This is a genomic window from Desulfolithobacter sp. (assembly GCF_054025815.1).
Genome location: NZ_JBPMMS010000010.1, coordinates 31,446 through 58,342, shown reverse-complemented (window position 1 = coordinate 58,342; position 26,897 = coordinate 31,446). Strand labels below are relative to the sequence as shown.

The window sequence follows — 26,897 nt, the reverse complement described above, 5'->3', positions numbered from 1 at the left end:
AATGGTTCGGTCTCCAGACTTGCTGCTGTTGTACTGGCAGGGTGGATGATGGTGTGACGTAACTTCACGGAGTGGTATAATTATGGGGCTAATGTCAGGATCCGCAACGTTTATGCGGTTTGCGGTTGAAGGAGAGCCACCGCCTGGGAATTTCTGGGATTTTGTCGCCGAAAGGGTGGCAGCCCATTCCTTTCGTGATATCGACGATACTCTGGATGAATATTCAATTGGCTGGGTATCGGTGGCCAACATGTTTGACAGTGATTTTGCCTATGGTTCCTATGCGGCCGGTGATTATGTGGTCCTTTCCATGAGGGTCGATGAACGTAAGGTGTCGTCGGCCGTACTGAAGAAGTATGTCCTCAAGGAGGAGGAGCGGGTGCGGACCGAACGCCAGGTTCCCAAGCTGAGCCGGTCGGTACGTCTGGAGATAAAGGAGCGGGTTCGCACCGAGCTGGTGCGAAAGTCCCCGCCTATTCCAGTGGTCTACGATCTTTGCTGGAGCCTGGCCGACTCAACCCTGCTGTTTTTTTCCACCTCCAAGAAGGCTATGGTTCTGCTTGAGGAGCTGTTCCGCGACACCTTTGATATGTCCATCGTTCTGCAGATCCCGTGGAATACGGCGCAGCACCTGCTCGATGAGGACCGGGCGGCAAAACTCGATGAGATCCGTCCGGCAATACTCGTGTAGGTGTGCCTTATCTTCGCTCGTTACGTTTTTCAACGGGCTGTCAAGGCCCATGTGTGCCACTGAATCCTGTTCTGGTGTGATGGGATTTTGTACGAGCTCATCAGTCAAGAGAGAGGCCATTTTGTGAAAAAAGGGGACCTATGGATTTAGTTGATCTCATACAGGAAAAAAGATTTTTAGGCCAGGAATTCCTGGCCTGGCTCTGGTACAAGTCCGAAGAGCGCGGGGGCAGTGTCGAAATTCCCGGGCGAGGCGATATTCTTGTGGTCTTTGAAAAACATATGCTTCTGGAGTATGGTGAGGGTGAAGCCAGCGAAAAGGTGATCTGCCGGGGGTTGCAGACTGAGCTGCGCGAGGCGCGGGCCGGCCTGCTCATGGGCAAGAAACCGGAGCAGGCGAGAGTACGTCTGGCAAGTGGCGACAATGAATACAGTGTCACCCTGACCGCCGCGACCATGGAGTTTCGCAATGTGCGTTTGCCAAAGACAGTTGCCGCCGGAGATGAGGGTGACGATCCGGAATCCCTGGAAGGGCGCATCCTGGAGCGGATCAGTCTCCTGGAAGAGCTGACGGAACTCATTGACGAGCTCTACCGGATGTTTCTGGAGATCCGGGTTTCGGATCTGTGGCCCGCTGAACTGAAAAATATCCGCGACTGGGTTAACCAGGTCTCCGCTTGATCCTGGTCCCCGGCCATTTTGTCTCTAACAGTCACAACCTTTAATCTGGATATATGGACTTTGAAACCGTAATCGGGCTGGAAATACACGCCCAGATGAAGACCAAGAGCAAGATTTTCTGTTCCTGTTCCACCGAGTTCGGTGCCTCACCCAATACCCATGTCTGTCCGATATGCCTGGGAATGCCCGGGGTGCTGCCGGTCCTGAACAGGGAAGTGGTTGCTTCGGCTATCAAGCTGGCTTTGGCGACCGATTCGAAAATCAACCGGGAAAACCGTTTTGCCCGCAAAAATTACTTCTATCCGGACCTGCCCAAGGGATACCAGATCTCCCAGTTCGAACTTCCCATTGCCGAGCACGGACGCATCGAGATCGAGGTGAGCGGAGACAGAAAAACCATCGGTATCACCCGAATTCACATGGAAGAGGATGCGGGCAAACTGGTCCACGACGAAGTGGATCCTGTCAGCTACGTGGATCTCAACAGGACGGGAACTCCTCTTTTGGAGATTGTGTCCGAACCTGATATACGTTCACCGGAAGAGGCGGCCGCTTATCTGCGCAAACTGCACGCCATTGTTCGCTATCTGGATATTTGTGATGGCAACATGCAGGAGGGATCGTTCCGCTGTGATGCAAATATTTCCCTGCGGCCGAAGGGGCAGGAGGAGTTCGGGACCCGGACCGAGCTTAAAAATATGAACTCCTTTCGCAATGTCCAGTTAGCTCTGGAGTACGAGGTCCGTCGACAGCGCGATATCCTCCTGGACGGTGGCGAGGTGATTCAGCAGACTCTGTTGTGGGATCCTGATATGGGCCGCACCGAGCCCATGCGCGGCAAGGAGGAGGCGCACGATTACCGTTATTTCCCTGATCCTGATTTGGTTCCGGTCCTGGTGGACGAGGCCTGGATCGAGGAAGTGCGGGAGAATATGCCGGAGCTGCCTGATGCCCGGCGGCAGCGGTTCATGGAGACCCTGGGGCTGCCGGAATACGATGCGACCCTCCTTACCACCTCCAGGGAGCTGGCTGATTTTTTCGAGGCAGCCCTGGCCGTGTTTGCCAATGCCAAGAAGCTCTGCAACTTCATCGGAACGGAATTGCTCCGGGAGTACGGACCGGATCGTATCGGCTCCTGTCCCGTGGATCCGGCGCATCTTGGCCGGTTGCTGGGTATGGTGGAAGAGGGAACCATTTCCGGCAAAATAGCCAAAACCGTCTTTGGTGACATGCTTGAATCCGGGGGCGATCCCGAGGTGATTGTCAGGGAAAGGGGACTGGTGCAGATGAGCGACGAGGGAGAGCTGCTTGCATATGTTCGGGAAATCATCGAGGACAATCCGGCCCAGGCCAGACAGTTCCGGGAGGGCAAGACCAAGGTGATCGGTTTTTTTGTTGGCCAGCTCATGAAAAAAACCAAGGGGCAGGCCAACCCGCAGCTGGCCAACAAACTTTTCCAGCAGGAACTTTCGTAAACCGGCCGCGGCAGCCTGGAGAGAATCTACTTGTTTCCGGCCGACCTGTCATCCCGGGACACCATAAACATCATACGCGACTCAGAATCCCTTGGACAAGAAAGACTGGCAGGAGAGGGGAGCGGGCCATCGGCAGCGGTTGCGGGACAAGTTTCTTGACCTGGGTATCGAGGCCTTTTCCGACGCCGAGATTATCGAGATGCTGCTCACCTTCGGCACCCCGCGTACAGACTGTAAGCGGCCGGCCCGGGCAGCGCTTAAGGAGTTTGGCTCTCTGCCTGCCGTTCTGGACGCCCCCCGTGAACGTCTCCTCCGAATCAAGGGTATCGGGCCGAAAAATATCTTAGCCCTGCAGTTTATCCAGGGCGTGGCCAGGCGCTATCTCAAACAACGGATCATAGGCAGGAACTACATCTCCTCATCCGGGGAAGTGGCCGATTATCTGATCCACTCGATGCGGGGCCTTTCCCGTGAGGTCTTTACCGTTCTCTACCTCGATGCGGCTCTGGGGATCATTGACAGCGAGGTTCTCTCGGAAGGAACCCTGACTGTCAATACCGTCTATCCGCGCGAGGTGGTCAGGGCGGCCCTGGACCGTAACGCTGCAGCGCTCGTGATCGCCCACAACCATCCTTCGGGAAACCTCAAGCCGTCCAGTCAGGATGATCAGCTCACCCGAACCCTCTATCTTATCTGTTCTCTTATGCATATCAGGCTGCTGGACCACTTGATAGTTGGTCATGAAGATCAGGTCTACAGTTTTGCGGACCATGGTTTGATGGATATCATCCGGGATGAATGCCGAAAGATCACCAGCTCCCTTGCCTGAACCTGTCCAGGCCATCGGCCTTTATGTCCATGTGCCGTTTTGCGTGAGCAAGTGCCCATACTGCAGTTTTTTTTCTGTCGCCAAAGCCGACAGCAGGAATCTGCAGCAGCGTTATGTCCATGCGGCCCTTGTCCAGATGGAGCGTGTTGCGACCGGGGCAGGGGAGGGGGACGCTGTGTTGTCCCGGCACCCGGTGGATACGATTTTTTTCGGCGGTGGTACTCCGACGGCCCTCCCTGTTCCCCTGCTGGTGAAACTGCTGACCGGTTGCCTGAAATCATTTCCCCTTGCACAGGAATCTGTCGAGATTTCCCTGGAGGTCAATCCGGGCACCGTGGACCGGGAAGACCTGTTCCTGCTGCGACGGGCAGGGTTCAACCGCATTTCCATTGGGGTTCAGTCCCTGGATGACAGGGAACTTCATCGTCTTGGCCGGATACACGACAGGGACCAGGCCAGGCGCACGGTACAATGGGCCCGGGAAGCAGGATTTTCCAATCTGAGCCTGGACCTGATGTTTGGTCTCCCGGGTCAGGACCCCCGTTCCTGGCGTCGAACCCTGGAGGAGGCCCTGGCCCTGGAACCAGACCATCTCTCCATTTATGAGCTGACCCTGGAGAAAAACACGTCGTTTTATCTCCGGGACAGGCAGGATGATTTGCACCTTCCTCAGGAAGAGATCATCTGTGAGATGATGGAATTGACACAATGGAAAACCGCGGCTGCCGGCTTGAACCGCTATGAGATATCAAATTATGCCCGCCCTGGTTTTGCCTGTCGTCATAATCTGAAGTATTGGTATAATTCCAACTATATTGGTATCGGACCCGGGGCGGTCTCGTTTCTTGGCAACACCAGGTTGACTGCCATCGAGGATGTGGATGCCTACTGCCGACTCCTGCTGGATGAGAAGATTGGTCCCGGATGGCGTCGGGTGTGGGTGGAGAGCGAGACCCTGGACCTGGAGGGCCGCTTGCGGGAAACTGTTATCATGGGACTGCGCCTGGTGCGCGGGGTCTCGCGGACCAGGTTGCAGGAGCGTTTCGGCCTGGATATCGAGACGTTCTACGGGTCTGTGCTTGAGCGGCTCAGGGGGGCAGGCCTGGTGGAATGGGCCGGAGACTATCTCCGCCTGAGTCCGGCAGGGCTTCGGCTTGCCAATACTGTTATGGCCGAGTTGGTCTAAATGGGGTACAACCTCAAGTCAGGTGCTTTTGCATCGGGCACCTTGCACAAGATATCTGATTACAGGTGTTTTTTAAGGCATGTTGCCAGTGGCGCTGTGCAAGGCGCCCGGTTTGATTTGCAGAATTATGGTACTTTTTGAAAAGGTTTCTTCGTTTGAAAATTCTCACTTGCAAGACATCATTCAAAGAACAAAACCTGAGTTAAGCGGAATAAAACGGTCGCAACCGCAGCTCCGGCACCAGGAAGAAAGAGTTTCGGGTTCACCACCAGAGGAAAGGGATCATGGGTAGTATTGTCAGTCAACTGTACAGAAAAATTGATAGGGATTTCGAATACTGTTTCAATGTGGAGTCCAGTCGTGTTCTCGGAGAAAACGAGTTTGACCGGTTGCGATTGCTGCTGGCCGAGGGATTTTTGCCCGAAACCGTGTCCGACAAGCCGACTCTGATCGGGGAGCGGGTGGTTGAGGTGGGGCCGCGGCTCAACTTTGCCACAGCCTGGTCCTCCAACATGGTCTCCATCTGCCGGGCCACAGGCCTGGACTGCATCACCAGGGTGGAACGTTCCCGCCGCTACCTGGTTCCGGAGGGCGAGGATCTGGAGTCCTTTGTCCGGGCCCATCACGACCGGATGACCGAGTGCCCTTATCCTCGGCCGCTGACAACCTTTGAAAGCGGTATGGAACCGGAGCCGGTCTACGAAGTGGATCTCATGGGCAAGGGACCTGATGCGCTTCTGGAGATCCCGGGTATCTCCATGGATGAGCGGGACCGCAACTTCTACTATGACTATTTCGTCAACAAGCACCACCGCAATCCCACCATTGTCGAGATCATGGATCTCAACAATGCAAACTCCGAGCATTCCCGGCACGGCTTTTTCCGCGGACGTCAGGTGATCGACGGCGAGGAGCAGGAGAAAACCCTGTTCGACCTGGTCACCGATACCCTCAAGGCCAACCCAAAGGGCTCGGTCATCGCCTTCAAGGACAACTCCAGTGCAGTGCGCGGCTACACTGTCTCCACAGTCTATCCCGTGCGGCCGGGAGAGCCGTCGCCTTTCAACCCTGTCAGTCCCACCTGTCATGTGATTTTCACTGCCGAGACCCATAATTTTCCCACTGGCGTTGCTCCCTTTCCCGGGGCAGAGACCGGGACCGGGGGCCGGATACGTGACGTCCAGGCCACAGGCAAGGGCGGTTTTGTCGGTGCCGGAACCGCAGGTTACTGTGTGGCCAACCTCCACATCCCTGGATACGAGATGGTGTGGGAAGGGGATGAAAACGGTCGTCCACTGCCCTGTCCGGACAACCTGGCTTCGGCCCTGGAAATTGAAATCGAAGCCAGTAACGGGGCTTCGGATTACGGCAACAAGTTCGGCGAACCGCTGATCCAGGGTTTTACCCGTTCCTTTGACATGCGCCTGCCCTCGGGTGAACGGTGGGGCTTTCTCAAACCCATCATGTTCACCGGCGGTATCGGTCAGATCGATGACCTCCATACGGAAAAGGGCGAAGAGCAAAAAGGTATGCTTATTGTCCAGGTGGGCGGACCGGCGTACCGGGTCGGGTTTGGTGGTGGAGCCGCTTCCTCCATGCTCCAGGGAGAAAATGTATCTGAACTGGATTTTGACGCTGTCCAGCGCGGTGACGCCGAGATGGAGCAGAAGATGAACCGGGTCATTCGGGCCTGCAACGAGATGGGAGACAAGACCCTTGTCGATGTGATCCATGACCAGGGTGCCGGTGGCCCGGCCAACGTACTCAAGGAGCTGGTGGAGCACTCCGGCGGCCGGATCGAGATCCGCAACATCCGGGTGGGGGATCCGACCATGTCGGTGCTGGAGATTTATGTGGCCGAGTATCAGGAGCGCAACGGGTTCCTGATTCGTCCAGAAAATATTCAAAAGTTCCAGGCCATCTGCGAGCGGGAAAAAGTGGCCTGCGAGATTCTGGGCGAGGTGACCGGTGATCTGCGCTTCGTGGTGCACGACGAGCGCGACGATTCAACCCCTGTGGATCTGGAGCTCAACGAACTTCTGGGGGATATTCCCCAGAAGACCTTTACCGACAGCCATGTGGATCCTGGACTGCGTCCCCTGCAGATACCCGGGAAGCTGGAGGTTCGCGAGGCCTTGCGCAACGTTATGCGGCTTGTTTCCGTGGGTTCCAAGCGGTTTCTGACCAACAAGGTGGACAGGGCCGTAACCGGCCTTGTGGCCCGGCAGCAATGCTGCGGTCCACTTCAGCTTACTGTCAGTGACGTGGCTGTGGTGGCCCAGTCCCATTTCAGCTCCAGCGGAGGGGCCTTTGCCATCGGTGAGCAGCCGATCAAGATGCTGGTGGATCCGGCAGCCGGGGCACGGATGGCGGTGGGAGAGTCGCTCACCAACCTGGTCTGGGCCAGGGTTCGGGATATCGAGGAAATCAAGTGCTCGGCCAACTGGATGTGGGCCCCCAAGCTGCCCGGTGAGGGAGCGGCTATCTATGATGCGGCCCGGGCCATGCGTGATGTGATGATCCCGCTTGGCATGGCGGTGGACGGCGGCAAGGATTCTCTGTCCATGGCCACCATGGTCGGCGAAGAGACAGTCAAGTCTCCCAGGTCTCTGGTCATTTCCGCCTACGGAGCCATGCCCGACATTACCCGGGTGGTGACCCCGGATATCAAGGAGCCTGGCTCCATGCTTCTCTTTGTTGATCTGGGGCAGGGCAGGAACCGACTTGGCGGCACGGCTCTGGCCCAGGTACTTGGCCAGGTGGGCGACACCTCTCCAGACCTGGACGATCCCGAGCTGGTCCGGCGTGCCTTTGAAGCAGTACAGGAGTGTCTGGACAGGGATCTGTTGCTGGGCGGTCATGACCGCAGCGACGGGGGATTGATCACCACGGTACTGGAGATGGCCTTTGCCGGCAACTGTGGTCTGGATCTGGAAGTGGAAGGCCCCGGTTCAGCCCTGGAGCATCTTTTTTCCGAAGAATTGGGCCTGGTCATGGAATGTAGAGATCCGGACGCGGTTCGCACCGTGTTTGCGGCCAGAGAGGTTCCGGTAACGATCCTTGGCCGCAGCCAGGCCGACAAACAGGTACGCATCCGGGTCAACGGGGACACTGTCCTCGACGAGGACATGCGCGAGTTGCGCCAGTGGTGGGAAGAGACTTCCTATCAGCTGGAACGGCTGCAGGTGAATCCGGCCTGTGCCGACGAGGAAAGGGAAACCATTTATGATCGCAGTGGGCCGGTCTACAAGCTCCCCTTTACCCCGAAGCCTACTCCAGACCCGGTTTTGTCCGCTGATGTCAAGCCGAAAGTGGCTATTCTCCGGGACGAGGGTTCTAATTCGGACCGGGAGATGACCGCAGCCTTTTATGCCGCTGGTTTTGAGCCTTGGGATATCACCATGACCGACCTGCTCAGTGGCCTGGTTGACCTCAAGGATTTTCTGGGCCTGGCCGCGGTAGGTGGCTTTTCCTATGCTGATGTCCCTGAATCGGCCAAGGGGTGGGCCGCTACCATCCTGTTGAACGAACGGCTGCAGAAGATGTTTCAGGAATTTTACGAGCGGCCCGACACCTTTTCCCTGGGGATCTGCAATGGCTGTCAGCTTTTTGGACTCCTGGGCTGGGTACCCTGGCAGGGACTGGGTGCCGGGCGGCAGCCCCGATTTGTCCGTAATATATCGGGACGGTTCGAGTCCCGCTGGGTAACGGTCAGGGTTCAGGACAGCCCGTCCATCATGATGCGTGGCATGGAAGAACTGGTCTTTGGTATACATGTGGATCACGGTGAAGGGCGGCTTCACTTTCCGGATGCAAACGTGCACGCCCAGGTCCTGGAACAGAACCTGGTTCCGTTGGTGTATGTGGATGACTCGGGGAGGCCCACCGAGCGCTATCCCTTCAATCCCAACGGCTCACCAGGTGGCCTTGCCGGGCTCTGTTCGCCCGACGGACGACATCTGGCCTTGATGCCCCATCCGGAGCGCGCCTTTTTGCCCTGGCAGTGTCACTGGCTGCCGGAAGATATGAAGAGCGAGCTGAACGTCTCGCCCTGGCTTAAGATGTTTCAAAATGCCTATTCCTGGTGCATGGAAAGATAAGGACGGGCCGGGGCTTTGATGTCGCCCAACCGGTCGGCATCACTCTTGTCCTGTGATACAGGGAGCCGGTTATGCGCAGAGTTACTGGTATCTTCCTGCTATTCATTGTTTTGGCTGCCAGTGCGCTCTGGCTCGGGCGCGCCAGGCTGGCCTCCTTTCTCGCGACCAGCCTCCTTGACCGGGCCGGATTTTCAGCGATTGAGGTAAAGGTCGCGGCCCTGAACAGTGAATCGTTTTCCATTGAGCGCCTTTGTTTGACCAGGACTGCCTCCGGCATGAGCTTTGACATCGAGCTCAACGGCCTGTATGTCACATTCCAGCCGGAAACTTTATGGAAACAGAGGCGAGTTGACAAGGTCACTGTTCGCTCGGCCGTTATACTGTTTCATCCCCGGGCCAACGATTCATCCCGGGAACCCCTGGATCTCTCCGGTATTTCGACCCTGCTTCAGGCCGATTGGCTGGAATATCTTCCCCTGCAATACCTACGAATCGACCGGCTTGTTTTCCGCGATCCTCCGGGTCTGTCTCCTGGCAGGCGGGTGATCACACTCACGGTCCGTCATGATCCAGACCGTCTTCTTGCCGATGTCGATCTGCCATCCATTCGCCGTAACATTCGTTTTTCCCTTGTCGGGGAGCAGGGCCTTGAGGCCCAGCTCGTGCTCAAGTCCCGCTATCACCCTGCCGTTAATCTGGCCCTTCGCGCAGAGCAGGGTGAGCGGCTTGGTCTTGCCTGGCAGGGAAAGCTGGATGCGCTTCGAGAGTGGTTTGCGCCCCTGTATTCCTTGCCGGCTCTGGATGGTGGTTTTCTGGGTCGGGTGAGCTTTCCCCTGCATTCCGGCTCCAGGTTATTGCTCACTGTCGATGCCGGAGTTGACAGACTTCAGACGCACGGTCTTGGGATCGGCTCCCTGCATCTGACTGGCAGCCTGGAGTTTACCGGTAAAGACAACAGTCTGATCCGGCTTGGCCCGGATCTGGAGCTTGATCTCCGGGACCTGCGCTCCTCCACCCTCCATGTGCGCCGGGCCGGTCTGATCCTGGATGGCCTGGCAGAGCAGCGCAACGGTCGGTGGCGGATTCGACTGCAACCGGAGCGAGACTGGCACCTGGCAGACCTGTCCCGGGGTAATCTGGAGGTGACCGGGATTACGGTCCGGCCCGATTTCACGTTTACCGAGGAGGAGAAACAATGGCGCCTCGAGTTGGGAAGGGATTTTTTTTGCCAGGCTTCCGGATGTCGTCTGGACACGTTCCGGGCAGAGCGGATACGCCTTACTCCAGCGTGGCCTGCTCTCCTTGTCCTGTCATCCGGAGCGCCTTTTTCCTGGCAGGTGGCGCCGTCTGACTGGCTGCTGGACTGTACCGGTGTGAGACAGGAACCCTGGCTGGTTGTGGAGGATAACCCTCTGGAGATTCGTCTTGATGTCCTTGAGGGCAGACACGACACCTGGACGGTACAGGCCGGAATCAGCAGTTCGCGGTTGTCCCTGGGCGGGCCTTTCTCCACCACCCTGACCGATCTTGCGGCCAAGGTCCATGGAGACGAAAAAAAGCTTGCCCTTGAGCTGCTCTTTTCCCCGGAAAACACTCCTGGCCGGCTGGCCGTTGATCTTGCCCTGGAAACGGGATCCGGACAGGTGCAGGGTCGGCTCCGGACCCGGGCTCCCATTGTCCTTGGTGAGGGTGTGTCTTTAAGTGCTCTGGTCGATCCTTGGCCGCTGCCCGTGGATCTGGAGGCAGGAGCTCTTGAGGCCGGGGCTGTTTTTTCCCGTGTTCCGGGACAGGGAATATGGCTTAGCACGCGCTTCGGGCTGACCGGAGCCAGGGGAACGATTGGAAAAACAGTGCAGTTTACGGGTCTGGATCTGGAGCAGGAATTGCGTCTGCTTCCCGACATCTCAACCCTGCGGCCCGGGATGGTGCGCTGTGAAAAGATCACCTTGCCCGGGCGTGTCGAAGTAACCGGAGTGGAGGCCTTTACCGAGCTGAAGAACGGAGAGAGTGATGGTCCTGAGGTGGTACTTGAAAACCTGCGCGCCGCACTTTTCAACGGCCTTGTGGTTGCCCCGCGGATCAAATATGACCTGGTGAGCCGCACGGCTGATTTTACCCTGAATCTGCGCCAGGTTGACCTTGAAGAGATTCTCAAGCTGTATCCTGTATCAGGTCTTGAGGTGAGCGGGAGTGTCAGCGGGTTGCTGCCGATCCATGTTCGGGGCTTGGATGTGCGTGTCCGTGATGGCCGCTTGGTTGCCGAGCCCCCCGGTGGAGTTATCAGGTATCGACCGGAAAAGGATTACGATAAGCAGGGGTTAACCGGGATTACGCTCAGGGCGCTCAGAGAGTTGCACTACAGGAATCTTGATGTCGAGGTGAGTTATTTGCCAGACGGAACCCTTGATCTGAACTTTCATTTCAAGGGTAAAAGCCCGGAACTTGACCCGGACCGTCCTGTTCACCTCAACATAAACACAAGCCAGAATCTTCTTTCTCTCCTGCGGAGTCTGAGCTATACAGAAAAGATAGATGCGGATATATCCAGGCGCGCCGAGCAGGGCTACCGCAGGGGGATGAAAAGGTGAAATCCGATATTTTTCGTGAGGTGCATGTCATGCAGCAGTATGAAAACTGTTTGAGTGTTTTGTCGAACCGGTTGTGGAGACAGCCGTTTTCAGACCTGATTCGCCACAACACCGGTACAAGCGTGATAATATGTGGCCTGGCCTGCCTGCTGACACTTGTTGCCGGGTGCTCGCCCACTGTGCGGGTGGAAGCACCCAGGGAGCCGATCACAATTAACATGAACATCAAGATCGAGCATCAGATTCGGGTCAAGATAGATCGCGAGATTGATGAGGTGCTCAGTGAAGACAGCGGGCTGTTTTGAGTTATGAGCCTGAAAACCGGAATATACAGTGGAGGTTGCACATGAAACACCTGTCTGAATATCTGATCTGGTCCCGCCACGCAGACCTTTTCCGCCTGCTGGCCGTGTTGACGGTTTTGCTGACGTTGCTTTTGCAGGTTCAGGCCGGGCCGGTCGCGGCTCTCGACTTGCAGAGCGCCAAGGATCAGGGGCTGGTAGGGGAGACACCTTCCGGTTACCTGGAGGTTGTCGGCACAGCAACTCCCGAGATAGTGAAGCTGGTGCAGACCATTAACCAGAAGCGCCGTTCCAGGTATCTTCAGATCGCCAGGAAAAATGGTACCGACCTTGCCGTGGTGGAAAAACTGGCTGGAAAAAAGGCCATTGAAAAGACCAGGCCAGGTAACTACATAAAAGTCAACGGCAAGTGGCGCAAGAAGTAGAAACCAGGTTGTACGGACTCTGGATGCTCGAAAGGGATGCAAACGGTTTTGTGGTCCTTGAGCCTGATATGGTCCGTGTACACCAAAACCTTCGGATCCTGCTCCCTCTATGCTTATCCATCTTTCAAGTGTGACGGACTTTTTACGATTCAATCGGTTTTGATACGCCCAAAAAAACGGCCCCTGATGGGGAATCCATCCAGGGGCCGCTGGTGAGGCTGCTTGGCCTGTCTTGCCGGGTGGTATATTATATACCCGGCTGTGGGGCTCTTAGTTGCTGCTGTACGAGGCCTTGTTCGTCATACCCTTGCGTGATTCCATGTTCAGGGTGCCATTTTTAACAGCCTGGCGCTCCCATTCTTTCAGCAGGGTGGCTCTGAACTTATTCTTTTCTGCTACCAGTTTATCCAGGGGAACTCCCGCCAGAGCCTGGGCTTTTTCCTTGGTGGAAAAATCCGGGGCGATATAGTTGACAGCACCATACTTTGCCAGGACCTTGACCAGTTTCAGGCGCGCGTTCTGGGCGGTCTCGTTGGCTACAGCCAGGAGCCTCAGGGTTTCTTCCGGGGCATGGAAAAAGGAGCCATGGCTGGCAATGGAGTAGTCCCAGCGCCACTGACCGTGCCGGATGTCCTGGAGGATGTCCGCCATCTCAGCTTCGGTGGCCCCCAACTCCCAGGCCTTGCCTGCTTCAAGATGCGCCTTGGCCAGGTTGTCCATGGTGATCTTCATCAACTGTTCTTTACGCTGCAGTTTTGTTTCCACCAGGGCTTTGAACTCTTCTTCGTTTTGATCGTGACAGTTAAGGCAGGTGTTGTCGATGTTGTTCAGAGGGCTCTGGATCTGGTGATCGGTGAATGTCTGGCCATCTTTGCTTGTGGTCGGCATGTGGCAATCAGCACAGGAGACACCCCGCTGGGCATGGATACCGGTTTGGAAAATTTCATAGCCAGGATGCTGGGCTTTCAGCATCGGAGCCCGGCTGATCTTATGGGTCCAGTCCTTGAAGTTCATGTTGTCGTAATACTCTTCCATGGCTTCAGCGGTGAGCCCATTGTCCCAGGGAAAGGTGACCACCTTGGCAACTTTTTCTTTGCCATCCTTGTCAACCCAGGGAGTCTTTTTGAAATAATACTCTGAGTGGCACTGGGCACAGACCAGGGTCCGCATATCATCTTTTGTAATTTCACTGAGGTTCACCCCGATGGCTTCAAGTCCCCTTTTAAGATAAGGCCTTGACAGGGCTATTTCACCAGTCTGGCTGTCATGGCAGTCGGCACATCCGATAGTGTTGACCACCTCGGGCCCGTATTTGGCCCATTTTCCGGTGAAGAACTCCAGTTCGCCATCCCGCTCAAGCAGACGGGGTACATCGGTTGATTTGCAGCTCCAGCAGGCAGTAGGCATGGGCCCGGATACAGGACCTACGGGAGCTCCAGTGCGCAACGTGTTGACATTGCTTTGCAGGGCGTATGCATGGCCGCGTGGCGCGTTATAATCTTTGGCAAATCCATATCCGGCCCAGAGAACGGCAAGTTGAGGGTTTTTCTCCAGCAGGTCCTCAATCTGGTCGCTCTGCTTGGTCCGTTCCCAGGTTTCATACTGGAGTGGGAAATATTTTTTCCAGTTTTCGCTGTGACTTTCCACTCCCTGTTTTTTGATGACTGTTTTTTGGGTGTCCGACATGCTGGTGGTAGCCATGAATGCGGATGTGATGGCCAGGGTTGAACTGACAAGCAGCACTTTGTGTAACTTCATCTTTTGTTCTCCTCTTTGTTTCCTGGTTGGTTTGACTGGTGGTGACACAGTGACGAAAACAGGATAATTTTTCCAGCCTGTTCGGTTTTTCGCTGGTCACCGTTAGTGTATGGTGAACCTTTCAGGGGTCCACTTGGGCTTGTTTTAAATTATCGAAAACGATTCACTGTCTTTTAGTTTTTTGTAAAGCAACAAGTGTGCCGTTTAAGAATAGGCGATGATTGCAAAGAGTTATGCGAGTGGATGATGTGTTGTGTAACCACGGGGTAGCACTCGTTGTGGTTGTGTGTAACGATAAGGTTACAATAATCTTGTCTTGGGCTGGTGTAAATTTGAATTTTCGGTGGCTCTTGTTAGAATATTTAAATAGGTTGGTGGTTGCTTTACGTCACGAGCTAAATGTTAGATTTCATTTTTTCTTTTTCTATTGTTTTGGAGAAAACAGAAAGGAGTTCTTTTGTTTTTTTATGATCCCCGAAAATCGGCATTGGTGCGGAAAAGGAGGATATCGGTTTGTCCTGGGGAAATATGAAATGTTGTTTTGTTCCAAAGGGTCTCTTTTTGGGTGGAGGTGAAATGCAAGCTTCACGGAATCAGGTTTTTCGCTGGCTGGTCCCTGTCATCGGCTTGAATCAGGCTTTGACGGAAGAGACCAGAGCTGGGATATGAGCATTCCGGCGAGCATGAAAGCGCATCCAAAAAGGGCCCTGAAAGTGAGGTGTTCGTCGAGGAGCATCCATCCACCCAGGGCGCCGAATACTGTCTCCAGGCTCAGGAGAATGGCGGCATGGGCCGGATGTGCTTTCTGCTGGACCACTACCTGGAGGGTGTAGCCAACTCCCACTGAACATAGACCTCCATAGAGGATGGGAATGGCGGCCTGACGAATGCCGTGGATGGTGACCGGCTCTGTAATCAGGCCTATGAAGAGGCTGAGGAAGCCACAGACCGCAAACTGGATCATGGCCAGGCGGATGGCACTGGTTCGCGGCGAGAGCCAGGAAAGGACCAGAACGTGAATGGCCCAAAACAGAGCTCCGGCTGTAACAAATATATCTCCAGGATTGATTTCGAGGTTTTCAGGTACCGAGAGAAAATAAAGGCCTACGGCGGCGCTTGTCGCGCCGATCCAGGTGCCACGGCTGGTGCGTTGTCCTGCCAAAAGGCCGAGAATCGGCACCAGTACCACATAGAGGCCGGTGATAAACCCTGCTTTGCCTGCGGTGGTATACTGCAGGCCTATTTGCTGTAAAGTGGCGCCGCCAAAAAGGACCACACCGGCTATCAGACCTGCACTCAGGGCCGGGATGCGCTTGTGCGGCATGGTTGCCTGGTTCCAGGGAGTGGGTGAGAGAACAGCATTCTTGCGGCTCACGGGCACCAGACACAGGGAGCCGAGCAGGAAACGGATGCCGTTGTATGTAAAAGGACCCATTGATTCCATGCCCGCCCGCTGGGCGACAAAGCCAAAGCCCCAGACGGCTGCAACCAGCAGGAGCAGAAGGTCTGATATGATGATGTCTTTTTTTTCCCCTTGCATTCTCGGGTTGGTCCTGTTTTTCTGTGTGGTTACCTGAATGTATCGTGTTCAGGCACTAGTACAGCCTGTTTCTGTCCAGTGAGTGGAGGCTGGAGGCAGCACCCCTGTCAAAGTTTGATGAATATAGCCTCGCCACAGGAAAAATGCTCTACGGATTGTGAAAAAGAAAAATCAACAGGGAGAGAATTTAAATATGCATTGTCCGAATCGTCCCCTTGTCATTGTTGTTCTGGCACTGACCCTGCTGATGGCCGGTTGTGGAAATAAGGATTTACTGCCCTCCTATGTGGGACCGGTTTATCCGCCGACCAGTGACGTCGAGGTGATCTTCCAGTATACCCAGGCTCCGGAATCGTGCCGGGTTTTCACCCGGGCTTTGCTGTTTTTGCCTGCCGGGTATGATGGGGCCGGGATTGCGGCCACTGTTACTGGCGAGGCGGCCCGCCGCGGAGCGGATATGGTTCTGGTCGGTAACACACGAGAGGCTGAAAAGAACAAGCAGGCCCTGTTTATCTACTATCCCGTAGACCAGGAGTACAATTGCCGTCAGGACTGGTCTGGCTGGAAGTTTGGTTACGATACCTGGAAAGATCTGGGCCAGTGGGTGTCCATGGGGGTCAGGGAATGGGGTAATCCCAGAGTCAGCTATGAAAAACCGCTGGTCATCCAGATGGCATTCCTGCGTTGCCGGTAAACCAGAGTCATACCGGGAACGATCTGTCAGAACAAGAAAAGCGATGTCTTCCCCATCCAGGAGACATCGCTTTTCTTGTTTGGATTTTTTGCTGGTTCAGTCGGCGAGGACGAACTCCTGATTCTTTACCTGGAGAATGACCATGGAGTCCACATCGAGACCATTGTGATCCTCGGGGGTTATATTGTATATTCCTGAAACTCCGACATATCCCTTGGTGTTTTCAATGGCGTGGCGCAGAGCTTCGGGATCGGTGCCGGATTCCCTCATCGCGTTGGCGACAATGGTGATCGCATCCCAGGCATAGCCGGAGTGGGTGTTGATGGGAAACTGTTTGTCGTAATGGTAGACGTCCCGGTAGAGATGGACAAAATTTTTGATCACCGGTTTCTGGGGATCAGAGTCGGGCAGCTGGTCTACCACCATCAGCTTGGTGGCCGGCATCCGGTCCCCCTCCGCGGCGTTGCCGGCCAGCTCGATATACTTGGGATCAGGCAGGCCGTGGCACTGGAAGAGCGGCAGGTCGATGCCGAGCTGGGCCTTGTTTTTGGCGACAATGGCCCCGGCCGGACCAATAGTCCAGCAGATGATGGCCTGAGGGGCAGCGTTCTTGATCCTGGTCAGCTGGGCGGTCATGTCGGTGTCCCTGGGTCCGAAGGACTCCTGGGCGACAATAGTCAATCCATACTCGGGGGCCAGATTCTTCAACCACCTGGCGCCGTCCTTGCCGAAACCGTCAGCCGCCGTGAGGAGTGCTACCCTGGTCAGTTTCTTGTCCCGCAGATACATGTAGAGCCGTTTGACCGCGATAGAGGAACGTTGGGGTGACTTGAATACATGGGTATAGGGCCCGAATTTGCCACCCATGATCACCGGATCGCCGCCCACGGTCATAAAGGTGGGCATGCCCGCCTTGTCGACGATTTTTTTTATATTCATGCCACTGCCGGTACGGGTGGGTCCGACAATGGCCGCCACCTTGTCTCTGTATATGAATTTTTTGACTATGGAGGCGGCCTTTGCCGGGTTGCCTTCGGTGTCGCCGATGACCAGCTCTATTTTTTTCCCGTTGACTCCGCCTTCCTTGTTGATCTTGTCCACCACCATCTCTGCCACCAGTTTGGTTGGGGTGCCGATGAAACTTGCCGGACCTGAAAGGTCAAAAAGGGCGCCCAGCCTGATGGTGTCGTCGGCCGCTGCCGGACCGGTTAGCAGGACGATCAGCAGGAACACCGCTGCCAGGAAAATGGATCTGTTCATGTTTCCCTCCTTGGGCTGTTGGTTTTTCTTAAAAACTAAAAACGTGGGTTATCTATTCGTGCAGATGGATGCTGTTTTATTTTTCTCCTGAGAGAGCATCGCAGCTCAGCTGGTGACAGTTATGTTTCGACAATATCATCCTTGATGCGGTTGTCAAAAATACGCTGGCTCTTGCGCTGGGAGCGGGGCAGGGAGCCGTACTCCACAATTTCCACCTCCGTGGTGACCAGGAGTTTTCGTTTGATCTGGTGCACGGTCTCCTTCATCAGCTCCATGCGCCGCTCCGGGCCCACCCCTTCACCCTGTTCGACGATCAGTTTCATGAAGTCCCGGCCGCTGTCATCGTCCCGGGTCAGGTGCACCTGGTATTCCGAGCCCAGCCCGGGGATGGTCGAGAGGATGGCGTCGATACTGGACGGGTAGATGTTCACGCCCCGGAATTTCATCATGTCGTCGCTGCGTCCCCTGATCCGTGAATGGCGCGGCAGGATGGAGCCGCAACTGCACCGGCCGGGTATGATGCGGGTGATATCCCGGGTCCGGTAGCGGATCAGCGGCGCCGCCTCCTTGCAAAGGGTGGTGACCACCATTTCGCCCCATTCGCCGTCTTCCACCGGTTCCAGGGTATCGGGGTCAAGGATTTCCAGGATGTAGTAGTCGGCCCAATAGTGGATGCAATCGTGTTCCGGGCATTCCATTCCGGTGCCTGGTCCGTAGAGTTCGGTCATGCCGGGGATATCGAACAGTTCGGCCCCGCCGAAGAGCTCGGAGATCTTTTTACGCATGGAGACCGACGAGCGCTCGGAACCGTAGATAATCTTCTGGATGTTGATTTTGTCGGTGATGCCCCGCTTGTGGATCTCCTCGGCCATGAGCAGAGCCATGGAGGCGGTGGAGCAGAAGACCGTGGACTGGAAATCGAGCAGGAACTGGCACTGCATGTCAATATTTCCCGGGCCCACCGGTACGGCCATGGCCCCGATTTTTTCACAGCCAAGCTGAAATCCCATGCCCGCGGTCCAGACACCGTAGCCCACCGCGATCTGGACCCGGTCAAGTGGAGTTACGCCGGCCATCTCGTAGGCACGGGCGAAAAAGGAGATCCAGTCGTCGACGTCCTTTTGGGTATAACCCAGGACCTTGCGCTTGCCTGTGGTCCCGGAGCTGGCGTGGATGCGCACGATTTGTTCAAAAGGGACCGAGCGCAGCGGGAAGGGGTAGCCGTCTTTCAGGTCTTCGGCCGTGGTGAAAGGCAGTCGGCGCAGGTCGTCGAGGGAGGTGATGTTCTCGGGCCTGATTCCGGCTTTTTCCAGCCGACTGCGGTAGAAGCTCGAGCCGTTGAAGGCGTGGTTGACGGTCCACTGGAGGCCCCGGAGCTGATGCTCCCTGAGTTCCTCCTCGGAGGTAAAGGATGGCATGAAGAATTGAGTACTCATATCTGGTTTCTCCAGGCGTATATTGGTAAGTCCCGCCGCTCCTATCCGGCTGGCCTCGGGCCGGTTTTTGCTGCCAGCCCCGAGAAAGGCCTTTCGCAGACGGGAATCGGTCAGCAGCCGTTGGGAGTTGCCCTGGTGGACAATCTTTCCGTTGGACAGAAGATAGGCCTTTGTCGAGGCTTCCAGGGCCCTGGCCGCGTTTTGCTCCACCAGCAGGATCGTGACCCCGGAACGGGAGAGCTGGTGTATGGTGTCAAAGATAATATCGGTGATCTGCGGGGCCAGCCCCAGGCTCGGCTCGTCCAGGAGCAGGACCCGTGGTCGTGCCATGAGCGCTCTCCCCATGGCGACCATCTGCTGCTCTCCCCCGGACAGGGTCCCGGCCTGCTGCTCAATGCGTTCGGCCAGCCTGGGAAAGCGGCCAAGCACCTCCTCCATCCGGCGGTTTATCTCGCTGCGGCCAAGTTTCAGGGCCAGAACGCCCAGCTCCAGGTTCTCCCGTACGGTCAGGGTGCCGAAGAGTTCACGGCCCTCCGGCGACAGGGACATGCCCTGACGGACCATGCCTACGGCCGAGGTTCGGGTTACATCCCGGCCGTCAAAGAGGATGGTTCCGCGGCTGGGACGGAGCAAGCCCATGATCGCCCGGAGCATGGTGGTCTTTCCGGCCCCGTTGGCCCCCACCAGGGCCACGGTTTCCCCTTCCCGGACCTCCAGGTTAACGCCGAACAGGGCCTGGGCCGCGCCGTAATGGACTTCCAGGCCGCAGATCCGGAGTATGGGGGTGAGGTTCCTGTTCATGCCGCCCTGCCTGTTGTGCCGAGATACGCTTCCAGGACCAGGGGATTGGTCCGGACCTCTTCCGGGGTGGAGCGGGCGATACAGCGGCCGGAGTCCAGGACCACCACGTAATCTGATATTCGCATCACCAGCTCCATGTCATGTTCTACCAGCAGCATGGTGAAGCCGGCCTGGCGCATCTGTTTAAGCAGGACCGCGATCCGCCCGGTTTCCTCCTGGTTGAGACCGGCCACCGGCTCGTCCAGGAGGACAAGACAGGGTTTTGAAACAAAAGCACGGGCTATTTCGATTTTTTTTCTGTCTCCATAGGGAAGTACGGAAACAGGCCAGTCAGCCATAGAGGAGAGGCCGAGGCAGTCGAGCAGCTCCAGGGCCTGCAGGCGAAAGAGCCGTTCCCGGCTGCGGAGCGACGGCAACCGGAGCATGGCACCGGTGAACGAAGTGGAGGCCCGGACCGTCAGGCCGCAGAGGATGTTGTCCATCACCGACATGGTGGGCAGGATTCGCAGGTTCTGGAAGGTTCTGGCAATGCCCTGGCGGGCGATGACGTGCGGTTCCAGGCCAGCGATATTTTTCTGTCTGTCTCCGAACAAAATCTCCCCGTTATCGGGCGCAAGCACCCCGGTAATGCAGTTGATAAGGGTGGATTTTCCTGCGCCGTTGGGGCCGATGAGAGCGGTGATACTCCCCTTTTTCACAGAAAAAGAGACCTTGTCCAGGGCGGGCAGCCCACCAAAATGTTTACTGACCTTGTTCAGGGAGAGCATCTTGTCGTACTTCCTGCGCCTCTGTTCCGGCCCGCCGCATCGCAAGGCGGGTCATGATGATGTCCTTGATTCCGGTGACAAAACCCCGCGGCAGAAAGATCAGGATCAGGACCAGGATCAGGCCGTGGATAATATCACGACAGGTCTCGAAGATATCGAGAAATTCCGGGAGAATGGTCAGCAGTCCGGCTCCGAGCAGGCTTCCCCAGATGGAACCCATGCCGCCAACCACTACCATGATGACAAAATCCACCGAGGCGAAGATACCAAAAGTGTCCGGATTGACAAAGGAAAAGCAGTGGGCGTACAGGCTTCCCGCAAGTGAGGCAAAAACCGCCGAGAGTATGAACACCTTGATCTTGCTCTTTTTGATATCCACCCCAAGCACGCTGGCAGCCCGTTCGTCCGCGGCCAGGGCGGCCAACCCCCGGCCGACCCCGCTGCGGACCAGATTGAGACACAGGGTGCAGAGGATCAGGGCAAACCCCCAGACCACATAATGGAAGCGCACCTCATCATCCAGTTCGAGCCCGAAAAGGGTCAGCGGTGGAATACCGGCAAAACCGGAGGGACCGCCGGTGACCTCGTCCCACTGCACGAGCACAGTGTAGATGACGATGTTGAATCCCAGGGTAGCCATGGCCAGGTAATGACCGGAAAGGCGAAGCACTGGCAGGCCGATGATGAGGGTAATCAGAGCAACGCCCAGGGCGGTCAGCATCATGGCCAGCCAGGGCCAGATTCCGAAATACACGGTTAACAGCGCCGACCCATAGGCTCCCAGGCCGAAAAAGGCGGCATGGCCCAGGGAGATCTGTCCGGCATAACCGATGAACAGGTTCAACCCCAGGACCACGATCACATTGATCGCTACCATGTTGGTGAGTCCCAGGATATAGGGATTGTCCTGGACCAGGGGAAACAGGGCAAGGATCAGGGTCAGGGCCCAGACCAGCAGTCCGGTTCGGTGCAGGCGGAGAAAGTATGTTATCCGCTCCCGGCTGCTCATCTGGCGTCCAGCCCCCGGCGAAAGGCCTTGAGGTTGTTTTCCACGAACCGCTCCCGGGAGATGGTTTCAATGGCGCGTTCCACCTGCTGCGGGGTGCAGAAGAAGAGCGATTTGCCCACCCCGTAGCCGAGCAGGATCAGGTTGGCCAGAACCGGTGAGCCCATCTCCGTGGCCATGGCCGTGGCGTCGAGATGGTACCAGGGACCTTTTTCCGGGGTGTTGACCAGGGCCCGGGCGTCCAACCGGAGGAGGTGGCCGTGGACCGGCAGGTTCTGCGGGTGGAGAAAGATACCCACATCACCCTGGCCGCTGCGGATCAGCGGGCTGTGGAACCGGCCCACCTTGACGGTGGAGATCACCGAGCCGCCACGCTGGGCCATGCCGTGGGTTTCCGAGGTAAAGATTTCAAGGCTCATGTCCACGCCGGCTCCGGCGATGATTCGGGTGAGGAACAGCACCCCCTGGCCGCCCATGCCGCTGACAATGATCTGCTGTTTCACTTGGCGCCTCCTTTTCTGACAATGGAGCCGGTGGGGCACACGGTTTCACAGACTCCGCATTCCACGCAGAGTATCTGGTCGATGTGTGCCTGTTTCTCCTCATCGTCCAGGGTGATGGCCGGACATTCAAACTGCTGGACGCAGATCCCGCAGCCCACGCAGTCATCGAGGATCTCCATGGGAATTCGTTCCTGTCTGGCCGGATTTTTGCGGTCCATGAGACATGGATGGCGGGCGATCACCACCGCCACTCCGCCCCCATCGGAGCGTATGAAATTGTCCGCCTCCCGGAGCAGATCGGAAAATCCTTCCAGGTCATAGGGGTCGCCGATCTCGAGAAAACCCACTCCGCAGGCCCGGACAATATCCTCGATGATCACCCGATTACCCGGCGAGCCGTCGGCCAGAACCCCGTGCTGCGGAGTGGGCTGCTGGCCGGTCATGGCCGTGGTGGCGTTGTCGAGGATAGTGACGATGATCCGCGCCTTCTGGACCACGGCGTTGATCAGGGCCGGGATGCCGGCGTGGAAGAAGGTGGAGTCGCCGATGGTGACCACGATGGTGGGAAAATCATCTCTGTCCTGGGCGTGGGCATGGTAGAAACCGGCCCCCTGGCTGATGCAGGCCCCCATGCAGTGGCAGGTGTCCACCGCTCCCAGGTTCATGCCCAGGGTGTAACAGCCGATATCACTTGGATAGATGCCCCTGGGAAAGGTCTTCTTGATGGCGTAGAACGAGGCCCGGTGCGGGCAGCCGGGACAGAGAGAGGGCCGCCGGCCCCGGGCCGGCGGATTCTGCTGCAGGCCGCCGTTTTTCTTTTTCTCCGGCAGGTCCAGGAAATCGAGCAAAATGGTGTGGAGCACGTCCGGGGTCAGCTCTCCCTGGCCCGGCACATGGCCGGTGAGACGGCCGAGAATGTTTTTGTTTTCCCCCTGGAGCTGCAGTTCGATGACCGCATCTGGCTCTTCGAGGACAAGAATTTTTTCGTGATTCCGGGCCAGGTTGTGACCAAAATCGTTGTGAAGGGGATAGGGCATCCTTACCTGGTAGAGATCCACTCGATCGCCAAGGCCCATCTCCTCCAGCAGGTCCGAGACATTGGCATGGGCGATGCCCGAGGCGACAATGCAGCATTTGGCTCGACCCGGACCTGTGGCCGTCGGCTGAAATCTCTCTTCGCCGCTGATTCGCTTAAGCTTGTCGTTGAGCTCCCCATGGAGCCCGGTGAGGAAGGCCGGCGTGGCTACCCAGCGGCCCGGATTTTTTTCAAAGACCGCCTTGCGTTCCAGGTTCTGGACCGGTCCCAGGTCGATGTTCTGGCGCGAGTGACAGATCCGGGTGGTGGGTCGCAGCACCACCGGGATCTCGTAACGTTCGGAAAGCTCCAGGGCCTCGCTCACCATGTCCCGGGCCTCGGCCGGGGAGGACGGATCGAGCACCGGGGCTTTGGCAAACAGGCAGAAGAGGCGGGTGTCCTGCTCGGTTTGCGAGCTGTGCGGGCCGGGATCGTCGGCCACCACCACCACGAAGCCGCCTTTGACCCCGAGATAGGTGGAGCGGGTAAAAGGATCGGCGGCCACATTCAGCCCCACCTGCTTCATGATCACGGCGGCTCGTTTGCCGGTATAGCTGGCGGCCAGGGCCGATTCGAAGGCTACCTTTTCGTTGACTGACCATTCCACATGCATGGGGCTGCCGGCCTCATCCATGCTGGTGGTCACCGCACCTAAAATTTCCGAGGAAGGGGTTCCGGGATAGGCCGAGACAAAGGTGCATCCGGCTTCCACAAGTCCCCGGCCGATGGCCTCGTTACCCATGAGGAGTTGTTGTTTCATTGCGTTCACACAGGCTGAAGTTAGTATGTTGTGTGCTGGTTTCAGAGTCGATATCCTTTATCTTTATTCCCCGGAAAACAAGGTGCTCTATCTCAATTCCACCTGGCTGGGTCTCCGCAGGGATCCATTTCATGGCGATTATTTCAACAGGCCCTGGGGCCGGATAAAGAGCACCAGCAGGAGTACGACAAAGGCGACCACGTCCTTGTAGGCACTGCTGAGGTAACCGGCGGTGAGGGATTCCAGGAGTCCCAGGCCCAGTCCACCGACAATGGCACCGGGAAAGGAACCGAATCCGCCAAGGATTGCCCCGGCAAAACCCTTGAGACCCAGCAGGACCCCGACGTCGTAGTTGAGGGTGGTGATCGGGGTCACCAGGACCCCGGCCAGGCCGCCCAGGGCTCCGGCCAGAGCAAAGCTGAACATTTTGACCTGGCCAATATGCAGACCCACCGCGGCGGCGGCCCGCTCGTTGGCGGCTACTCCGCGCATGGCCAGGCCGATCCGGGTCCGGCGGAAGAGAAGGATCAGCAAACCGATGGCCACGGTGGTCAGGGCCAGGATCCACAGGGCCTGGGGCATGATGGTGGCCCCGAAGAAATGCAGAGGGGTCTCGCCGGACAGGGGGGGGACCGCCATCCGGTTTTTTCCCCAGACGAGTTTGATGATCCCGCGCAGGATAATGGATATACCGATGGTGAGGAAGATCAGGACCAGGTGGTGATCCGACCGTGATGGCCGGATACCGATCCGTTCCACCAGCATTGCAACTGCTGCGACACTGGCGGTGGAAAAGAGTACTGCCGCGGGCATGGGCAGGCCCAGGGTAAAAAGGCCGGTGAAGAGAAACATGCCGCCCAGGGTGACAAAATCCACCTGGACGAAGTTGACAATGCCCATGGTGTTGTGCACCACACAGAATCCCAGGGCGATGAGCGAATAGATTGCACCGCTGGTCAGTCCGGAAAAAATGAATTGGAGAAGATCCTGGAGAGTGTTCACAACGGCTTGGGTCTCCGACAGGTTGCTGGCCGGTGTACAGTGGAAGAAAAAATCAAATCAGTGGCTTTGTGTGATAGCAAAGCAGGCGAAAAAAAGCAAGAAACCTTCTCTGCTCCAGTGGATAGCGAACAGATCGGCGGCGAAGCGAGCTGCCTGCTGTCAGGGCTGGGAGTCTCCGGTGGCGAAGTCCTGGGTGAAGTAATGGTACACAGCTTCGTCCCTGGCGCTCACGGAGATGTGGCCGATGCCGGTATCGGTGAAATCGGGCAGGAGGATGTTTCGCCGGTGGCCCGGGCTCCCCATCCAGCCGCCGTTGCCTCCATGCTCCTGTTTCCAGCGATCCCAGTCATCGTCGCTCCAGCCCCGGCCCACGTCCTGCCATTGGCGGGGCAGCGGCAAACCGTGTTTGCGGCAGTAGGTCTGGATCAAATTCAGGTTATCGGTGCCAAACATGACCCGGAAAGGGAGGATGGCCTGGGAATCCGCGGTCTTTTCCATGGCCACGTTTTCCCCCACCCTGGTCCAGTGGTATCCCTGTCCTGCGACCCGCTTGTCGAAATCCCGTCCATCCCGGCTGCGGTGGGTGAGGGTCAGGTGGCGGGTCATTTCCCGCCCGTGGAGCCGCGCGGCCCGGTGCAGTCTGGGATCAGGCTTCAGGAGAGGCAGGTTGTGCATGGCCCTTTGGAGGTTGACCAGGGTGAAGATTTGCTGTTCCACCCGGGACCAGGGTTCGGGGGCCTGCTTCGGTCCGGATTCAGGGGCGAGGCGTAGCCCGGTCTGGGGTGGAGGTTGGCAGGAAACCAAAAGTGCAGCAATCAGCAGCAGTATAAGGGGTCGGTGCATTCCTGTTAAGCCTCCAGGCAGAAGGCGCAGGCGGCCCACTCGTCGTCATGCAGGGTCTGGATGTGGGTCAGGCCCAGGGCCTCGTAAACATGGATGATATTTTCTTCCTGTCTGCCGGCCAGGATACCGGAGAGAACAAGGTGGCCGGAGGGGGAGAGCAGGCTGCGGAGGGTGGGTGCCATGGCCACCAGGACGTTGTGGACGATATTGGCCAGGATCAGGTCAAAAGACCCCTGGATGTCCTCCAGGGGTGTCCCGTCAATCGAAATGCGTCCCTGAAGCCGGTTGAGGACGACGTTTTCTCTGGCTACCTGGACTGCCTGAGGGTCGTTGTCGATAGCGGTTACCTCGGATGCGCCGAACAGGGCCGCAGCCATGGCCAGGATTCCGGTGCCGGTGCCGACGTCCAGGGCTCGTCCGGGAGGGAATATCTGGCAGCACTCCCGGGTCAGGGCCAGGGCCATCCGGGTGGATGAATGCTGGCCGGTGCCAAAGGCCTGACCGGGATCAAGCTCGATCACCTTTTCACCTTTGGAAGGGTAGTATTCTTCCCAGCTTGGCCTGATTACCAGGCCGGGGATGATGGAAAATGGAGTGTAGAACCGTTTCCAGCTGGTGGACCAGTCCTCGTTGTCCATGATTTCCACCTGGATAGGGGGTAGTTCCCGGTCATAGAGAGAGAACAGTTCGGCCAGGGCTTCGCTGGTCCGGCCGACAACAGCCTCCCGCTCCGCTCGTGTATCGTCCTGCAGGGGAAAAAAACCGGTTATCCGCCGGGATTCGGAATCCGCGCTGATTTCCACCCCGGCTCCGGAAAGCACCGCCATGAAATCACTGACCGCTTCCACCAGAGCCGGTGGAGTTACAAGGCTCACCTTGAGCCATTTGTTCACCTTGCCTGTTTCGTTTCTTTCCATCTACCTGTTTTGTTTCATATACTGATTCATCCCGGTGGCGGGCACGAACTGATAAGGTTCATCCTCTGTTCCGCGAGCCGGGATGAAAGGTTATTCTCCACTCTTCAGACATACCACGCCGGCAGGGAACAAGGCAACGTCGAACCCTGTTGCATGAACAAGGCTGTGTCCTGGCCACAGGTACCGGTAGCCCTGCCTTTCTTTATCCCGTTGAAAGTACATTCTGTCCATGCTATAAATTATCATTTTTATCCTTTGC

Annotated in this window: 21 protein-coding genes; 10 read left to right on the top strand and 11 right to left on the bottom strand. The window is 57.0% G+C overall.

Translation table 11 applies throughout. The features are described 5' to 3' along the window. Window positions 1-112 precede the first annotated feature (112 nt). The 9 genes from rdgC to ACXJJY_RS01815 all read left to right on the top strand — a co-directional run bounded on the left by rdgC (window position 113) and on the right by ACXJJY_RS01815 (window position 12,276). The gene (gene rdgC, locus ACXJJY_RS01855) at window positions 113-691 is read left to right on the top strand and encodes a recombination-associated protein RdgC (protein ID WP_456385007.1); all 579 of its coding nucleotides are present in this window, start codon (window positions 113-115) and stop codon (window positions 689-691) included. A gap of 140 nt (window positions 692-831) precedes the next feature. Beyond that, window positions 832-1,371 carry a hypothetical protein gene (locus ACXJJY_RS01850; RefSeq protein ID WP_456385006.1) on the top strand — a complete coding sequence of 180 codons (540 nt, stop codon included), beginning with the start codon at window positions 832-834 and terminating at the stop codon, window positions 1,369-1,371. Window positions 1,372-1,424: 53 nt separating this feature from the next. Beyond that, window positions 1,425-2,846, top strand: coding sequence for an Asp-tRNA(Asn)/Glu-tRNA(Gln) amidotransferase subunit GatB (gene gatB / locus ACXJJY_RS01845; RefSeq protein WP_456385005.1), 1,422 nt, complete (start codon window positions 1,425-1,427; stop codon window positions 2,844-2,846). A 91-nt stretch (window positions 2,847-2,937) separates the two neighbouring features. Beyond that, the gene (radC, locus tag ACXJJY_RS01840; protein ID WP_456385004.1) at window positions 2,938-3,675 is read left to right on the top strand and encodes a RadC family protein; all 738 of its coding nucleotides are present in this window, start codon (window positions 2,938-2,940) and stop codon (window positions 3,673-3,675) included. Further along, window positions 3,641-4,861 carry a radical SAM family heme chaperone HemW gene (gene hemW, locus ACXJJY_RS01835; protein ID WP_456385003.1) on the top strand — a complete coding sequence of 407 codons (1,221 nt, stop codon included), beginning with the start codon at window positions 3,641-3,643 and terminating at the stop codon, window positions 4,859-4,861. Before radC ends, hemW begins: the two co-directional genes overlap by 35 nt. A gap of 284 nt (window positions 4,862-5,145) precedes the next feature. Further along, the gene (purL, locus tag ACXJJY_RS01830) at window positions 5,146-8,961 is read left to right on the top strand and encodes a phosphoribosylformylglycinamidine synthase (protein ID WP_456385002.1); all 3,816 of its coding nucleotides are present in this window, start codon (window positions 5,146-5,148) and stop codon (window positions 8,959-8,961) included. A gap of 71 nt (window positions 8,962-9,032) precedes the next feature. Beyond that, entirely contained in the window at window positions 9,033-11,549 is a 2,517-nt protein-coding gene (locus tag ACXJJY_RS01825) for an intermembrane phospholipid transport protein YdbH family protein (RefSeq protein WP_456385001.1), read from the top strand. After that, entirely contained in the window at window positions 11,546-11,854 is a 309-nt protein-coding gene (locus ACXJJY_RS01820; RefSeq protein ID WP_456385000.1) for a YnbE family lipoprotein, read from the top strand. The genes ACXJJY_RS01825 and ACXJJY_RS01820 overlap by 4 nt, the downstream gene beginning before the upstream one ends. A gap of 41 nt (window positions 11,855-11,895) precedes the next feature. After that, window positions 11,896-12,276, top strand: coding sequence for a YdbL family probable chaperone protein (locus tag ACXJJY_RS01815; protein WP_456384999.1), 381 nt, complete (start codon window positions 11,896-11,898; stop codon window positions 12,274-12,276). Between the two features lie 270 nt (window positions 12,277-12,546). On the opposite strand, the gene nrfA is transcribed toward ACXJJY_RS01815, so the two are convergent. Next, window positions 12,547-14,034 (bottom strand): ammonia-forming cytochrome c nitrite reductase, encoded by a 1,488-nt coding sequence (nrfA, locus tag ACXJJY_RS01810; RefSeq protein ID WP_456384998.1) that lies wholly within the window; start codon window positions 14,032-14,034, stop codon window positions 12,547-12,549. Between the two features lie 619 nt (window positions 14,035-14,653). After that, window positions 14,654-15,574 (bottom strand): DMT family transporter, encoded by a 921-nt coding sequence (locus ACXJJY_RS01805; RefSeq protein ID WP_456384997.1) that lies wholly within the window; start codon window positions 15,572-15,574, stop codon window positions 14,654-14,656. 193 nt (window positions 15,575-15,767) lie between these two features. Between ACXJJY_RS01805 and ACXJJY_RS01800 the strand changes: the two genes are divergently transcribed. After that, complete coding sequence (locus ACXJJY_RS01800; protein WP_456384996.1) at window positions 15,768-16,268, top strand: hypothetical protein; 501 nt, start codon at window positions 15,768-15,770, stop codon at window positions 16,266-16,268. A gap of 96 nt (window positions 16,269-16,364) precedes the next feature. On the opposite strand, the gene ACXJJY_RS01795 is transcribed toward ACXJJY_RS01800, so the two are convergent. From ACXJJY_RS01795 to ACXJJY_RS01755, 9 genes are all read right to left on the bottom strand, one after another. Then, entirely contained in the window at window positions 16,365-17,528 is a 1,164-nt protein-coding gene (locus ACXJJY_RS01795) for an ABC transporter substrate-binding protein (RefSeq protein ID WP_456384995.1), read from the bottom strand. 119 nt (window positions 17,529-17,647) lie between these two features. After that, window positions 17,648-19,765, bottom strand: a complete 2,118-nt coding sequence (locus ACXJJY_RS01790) for an ATP-binding cassette domain-containing protein (protein WP_456384994.1) — start codon at window positions 19,763-19,765, stop codon at window positions 17,648-17,650. Beyond that, window positions 19,762-20,532: an ABC transporter ATP-binding protein gene (locus ACXJJY_RS01785; protein ID WP_456384993.1), complete on the bottom strand. Its 771-nt coding sequence runs from the start codon at window positions 20,530-20,532 to the stop codon at window positions 19,762-19,764. The genes ACXJJY_RS01790 and ACXJJY_RS01785 overlap by 4 nt, the downstream gene beginning before the upstream one ends. Next, the gene (locus ACXJJY_RS01780) at window positions 20,507-21,541 is read right to left on the bottom strand and encodes a branched-chain amino acid ABC transporter permease (RefSeq protein ID WP_456384992.1); all 1,035 of its coding nucleotides are present in this window, start codon (window positions 21,539-21,541) and stop codon (window positions 20,507-20,509) included. The genes ACXJJY_RS01785 and ACXJJY_RS01780 overlap by 26 nt, the downstream gene beginning before the upstream one ends. Further along, a complete protein-coding gene (locus ACXJJY_RS01775) occupies window positions 21,538-22,041 on the bottom strand; it encodes a 2-oxoacid:acceptor oxidoreductase family protein (RefSeq protein WP_456384991.1) in 504 nt (167 codons plus the stop codon). The genes ACXJJY_RS01780 and ACXJJY_RS01775 overlap by 4 nt, the downstream gene beginning before the upstream one ends. Next, window positions 22,038-23,876: a thiamine pyrophosphate-dependent enzyme gene (locus tag ACXJJY_RS01770; RefSeq protein ID WP_456384990.1), complete on the bottom strand. Its 1,839-nt coding sequence runs from the start codon at window positions 23,874-23,876 to the stop codon at window positions 22,038-22,040. The genes ACXJJY_RS01775 and ACXJJY_RS01770 overlap by 4 nt, the downstream gene beginning before the upstream one ends. A 138-nt stretch (window positions 23,877-24,014) precedes the next feature. Continuing rightward, on the bottom strand, window positions 24,015-24,878 hold the full coding sequence (locus ACXJJY_RS01765) for a branched-chain amino acid ABC transporter permease (RefSeq protein WP_456384989.1): 864 nt from the start codon (window positions 24,876-24,878) through the stop codon (window positions 24,015-24,017). Between the two features lie 159 nt (window positions 24,879-25,037). Beyond that, entirely contained in the window at window positions 25,038-25,721 is a 684-nt protein-coding gene (locus ACXJJY_RS01760; RefSeq protein ID WP_456384988.1) for a CAP domain-containing protein, read from the bottom strand. Window positions 25,722-25,726: 5 nt separating this feature from the next. After that, the gene (locus ACXJJY_RS01755; RefSeq protein ID WP_456384987.1) at window positions 25,727-26,638 is read right to left on the bottom strand and encodes a 50S ribosomal protein L11 methyltransferase; all 912 of its coding nucleotides are present in this window, start codon (window positions 26,636-26,638) and stop codon (window positions 25,727-25,729) included. Between the last annotated feature and the right edge of the window lie 259 nt (window positions 26,639-26,897).

Coding starts and splice junctions, on each gene's coding strand:
- rdgC (WP_456385007.1), top strand. CDS start 113: ATGCGGTTTGCGGTTGAAGGAGAGCCACCGCCTGGGAATTTCTGGGAT.
- ACXJJY_RS01850 (WP_456385006.1), top strand. CDS start 832: ATGGATTTAGTTGATCTCATACAGGAAAAAAGATTTTTAGGCCAGGAA.
- gatB (WP_456385005.1), top strand. CDS start 1,425: ATGGACTTTGAAACCGTAATCGGGCTGGAAATACACGCCCAGATGAAG.
- hemW (WP_456385003.1), top strand. CDS start 3,641: ATGAATGCCGAAAGATCACCAGCTCCCTTGCCTGAACCTGTCCAGGCC.
- purL (WP_456385002.1), top strand. CDS start 5,146: ATGGGTAGTATTGTCAGTCAACTGTACAGAAAAATTGATAGGGATTTC.
- ACXJJY_RS01825 (WP_456385001.1), top strand. CDS start 9,033: ATGCGCAGAGTTACTGGTATCTTCCTGCTATTCATTGTTTTGGCTGCC.
- ACXJJY_RS01815 (WP_456384999.1), top strand. CDS start 11,896: ATGAAACACCTGTCTGAATATCTGATCTGGTCCCGCCACGCAGACCTT.
- nrfA (WP_456384998.1), bottom strand. CDS start 14,034: ATGAAGTTACACAAAGTGCTGCTTGTCAGTTCAACCCTGGCCATCACA.
- ACXJJY_RS01805 (WP_456384997.1), bottom strand. CDS start 15,574: ATGCAAGGGGAAAAAAAAGACATCATCATATCAGACCTTCTGCTCCTG.
- ACXJJY_RS01800 (WP_456384996.1), top strand. CDS start 15,768: ATGCATTGTCCGAATCGTCCCCTTGTCATTGTTGTTCTGGCACTGACC.
- ACXJJY_RS01795 (WP_456384995.1), bottom strand. CDS start 17,528: ATGAACAGATCCATTTTCCTGGCAGCGGTGTTCCTGCTGATCGTCCTG.
- ACXJJY_RS01790 (WP_456384994.1), bottom strand. CDS start 19,765: ATGAACAGGAACCTCACCCCCATACTCCGGATCTGCGGCCTGGAAGTC.
- ACXJJY_RS01785 (WP_456384993.1), bottom strand. CDS start 20,532: ATGCTCTCCCTGAACAAGGTCAGTAAACATTTTGGTGGGCTGCCCGCC.
- ACXJJY_RS01780 (WP_456384992.1), bottom strand. CDS start 21,541: ATGAGCAGCCGGGAGCGGATAACATACTTTCTCCGCCTGCACCGAACC.
- ACXJJY_RS01770 (WP_456384990.1), bottom strand. CDS start 23,876: ATGAAACAACAACTCCTCATGGGTAACGAGGCCATCGGCCGGGGACTT.
- ACXJJY_RS01760 (WP_456384988.1), bottom strand. CDS start 25,721: ATGCACCGACCCCTTATACTGCTGCTGATTGCTGCACTTTTGGTTTCC.
- ACXJJY_RS01755 (WP_456384987.1), bottom strand. CDS start 26,638: ATGGAAAGAAACGAAACAGGCAAGGTGAACAAATGGCTCAAGGTGAGC.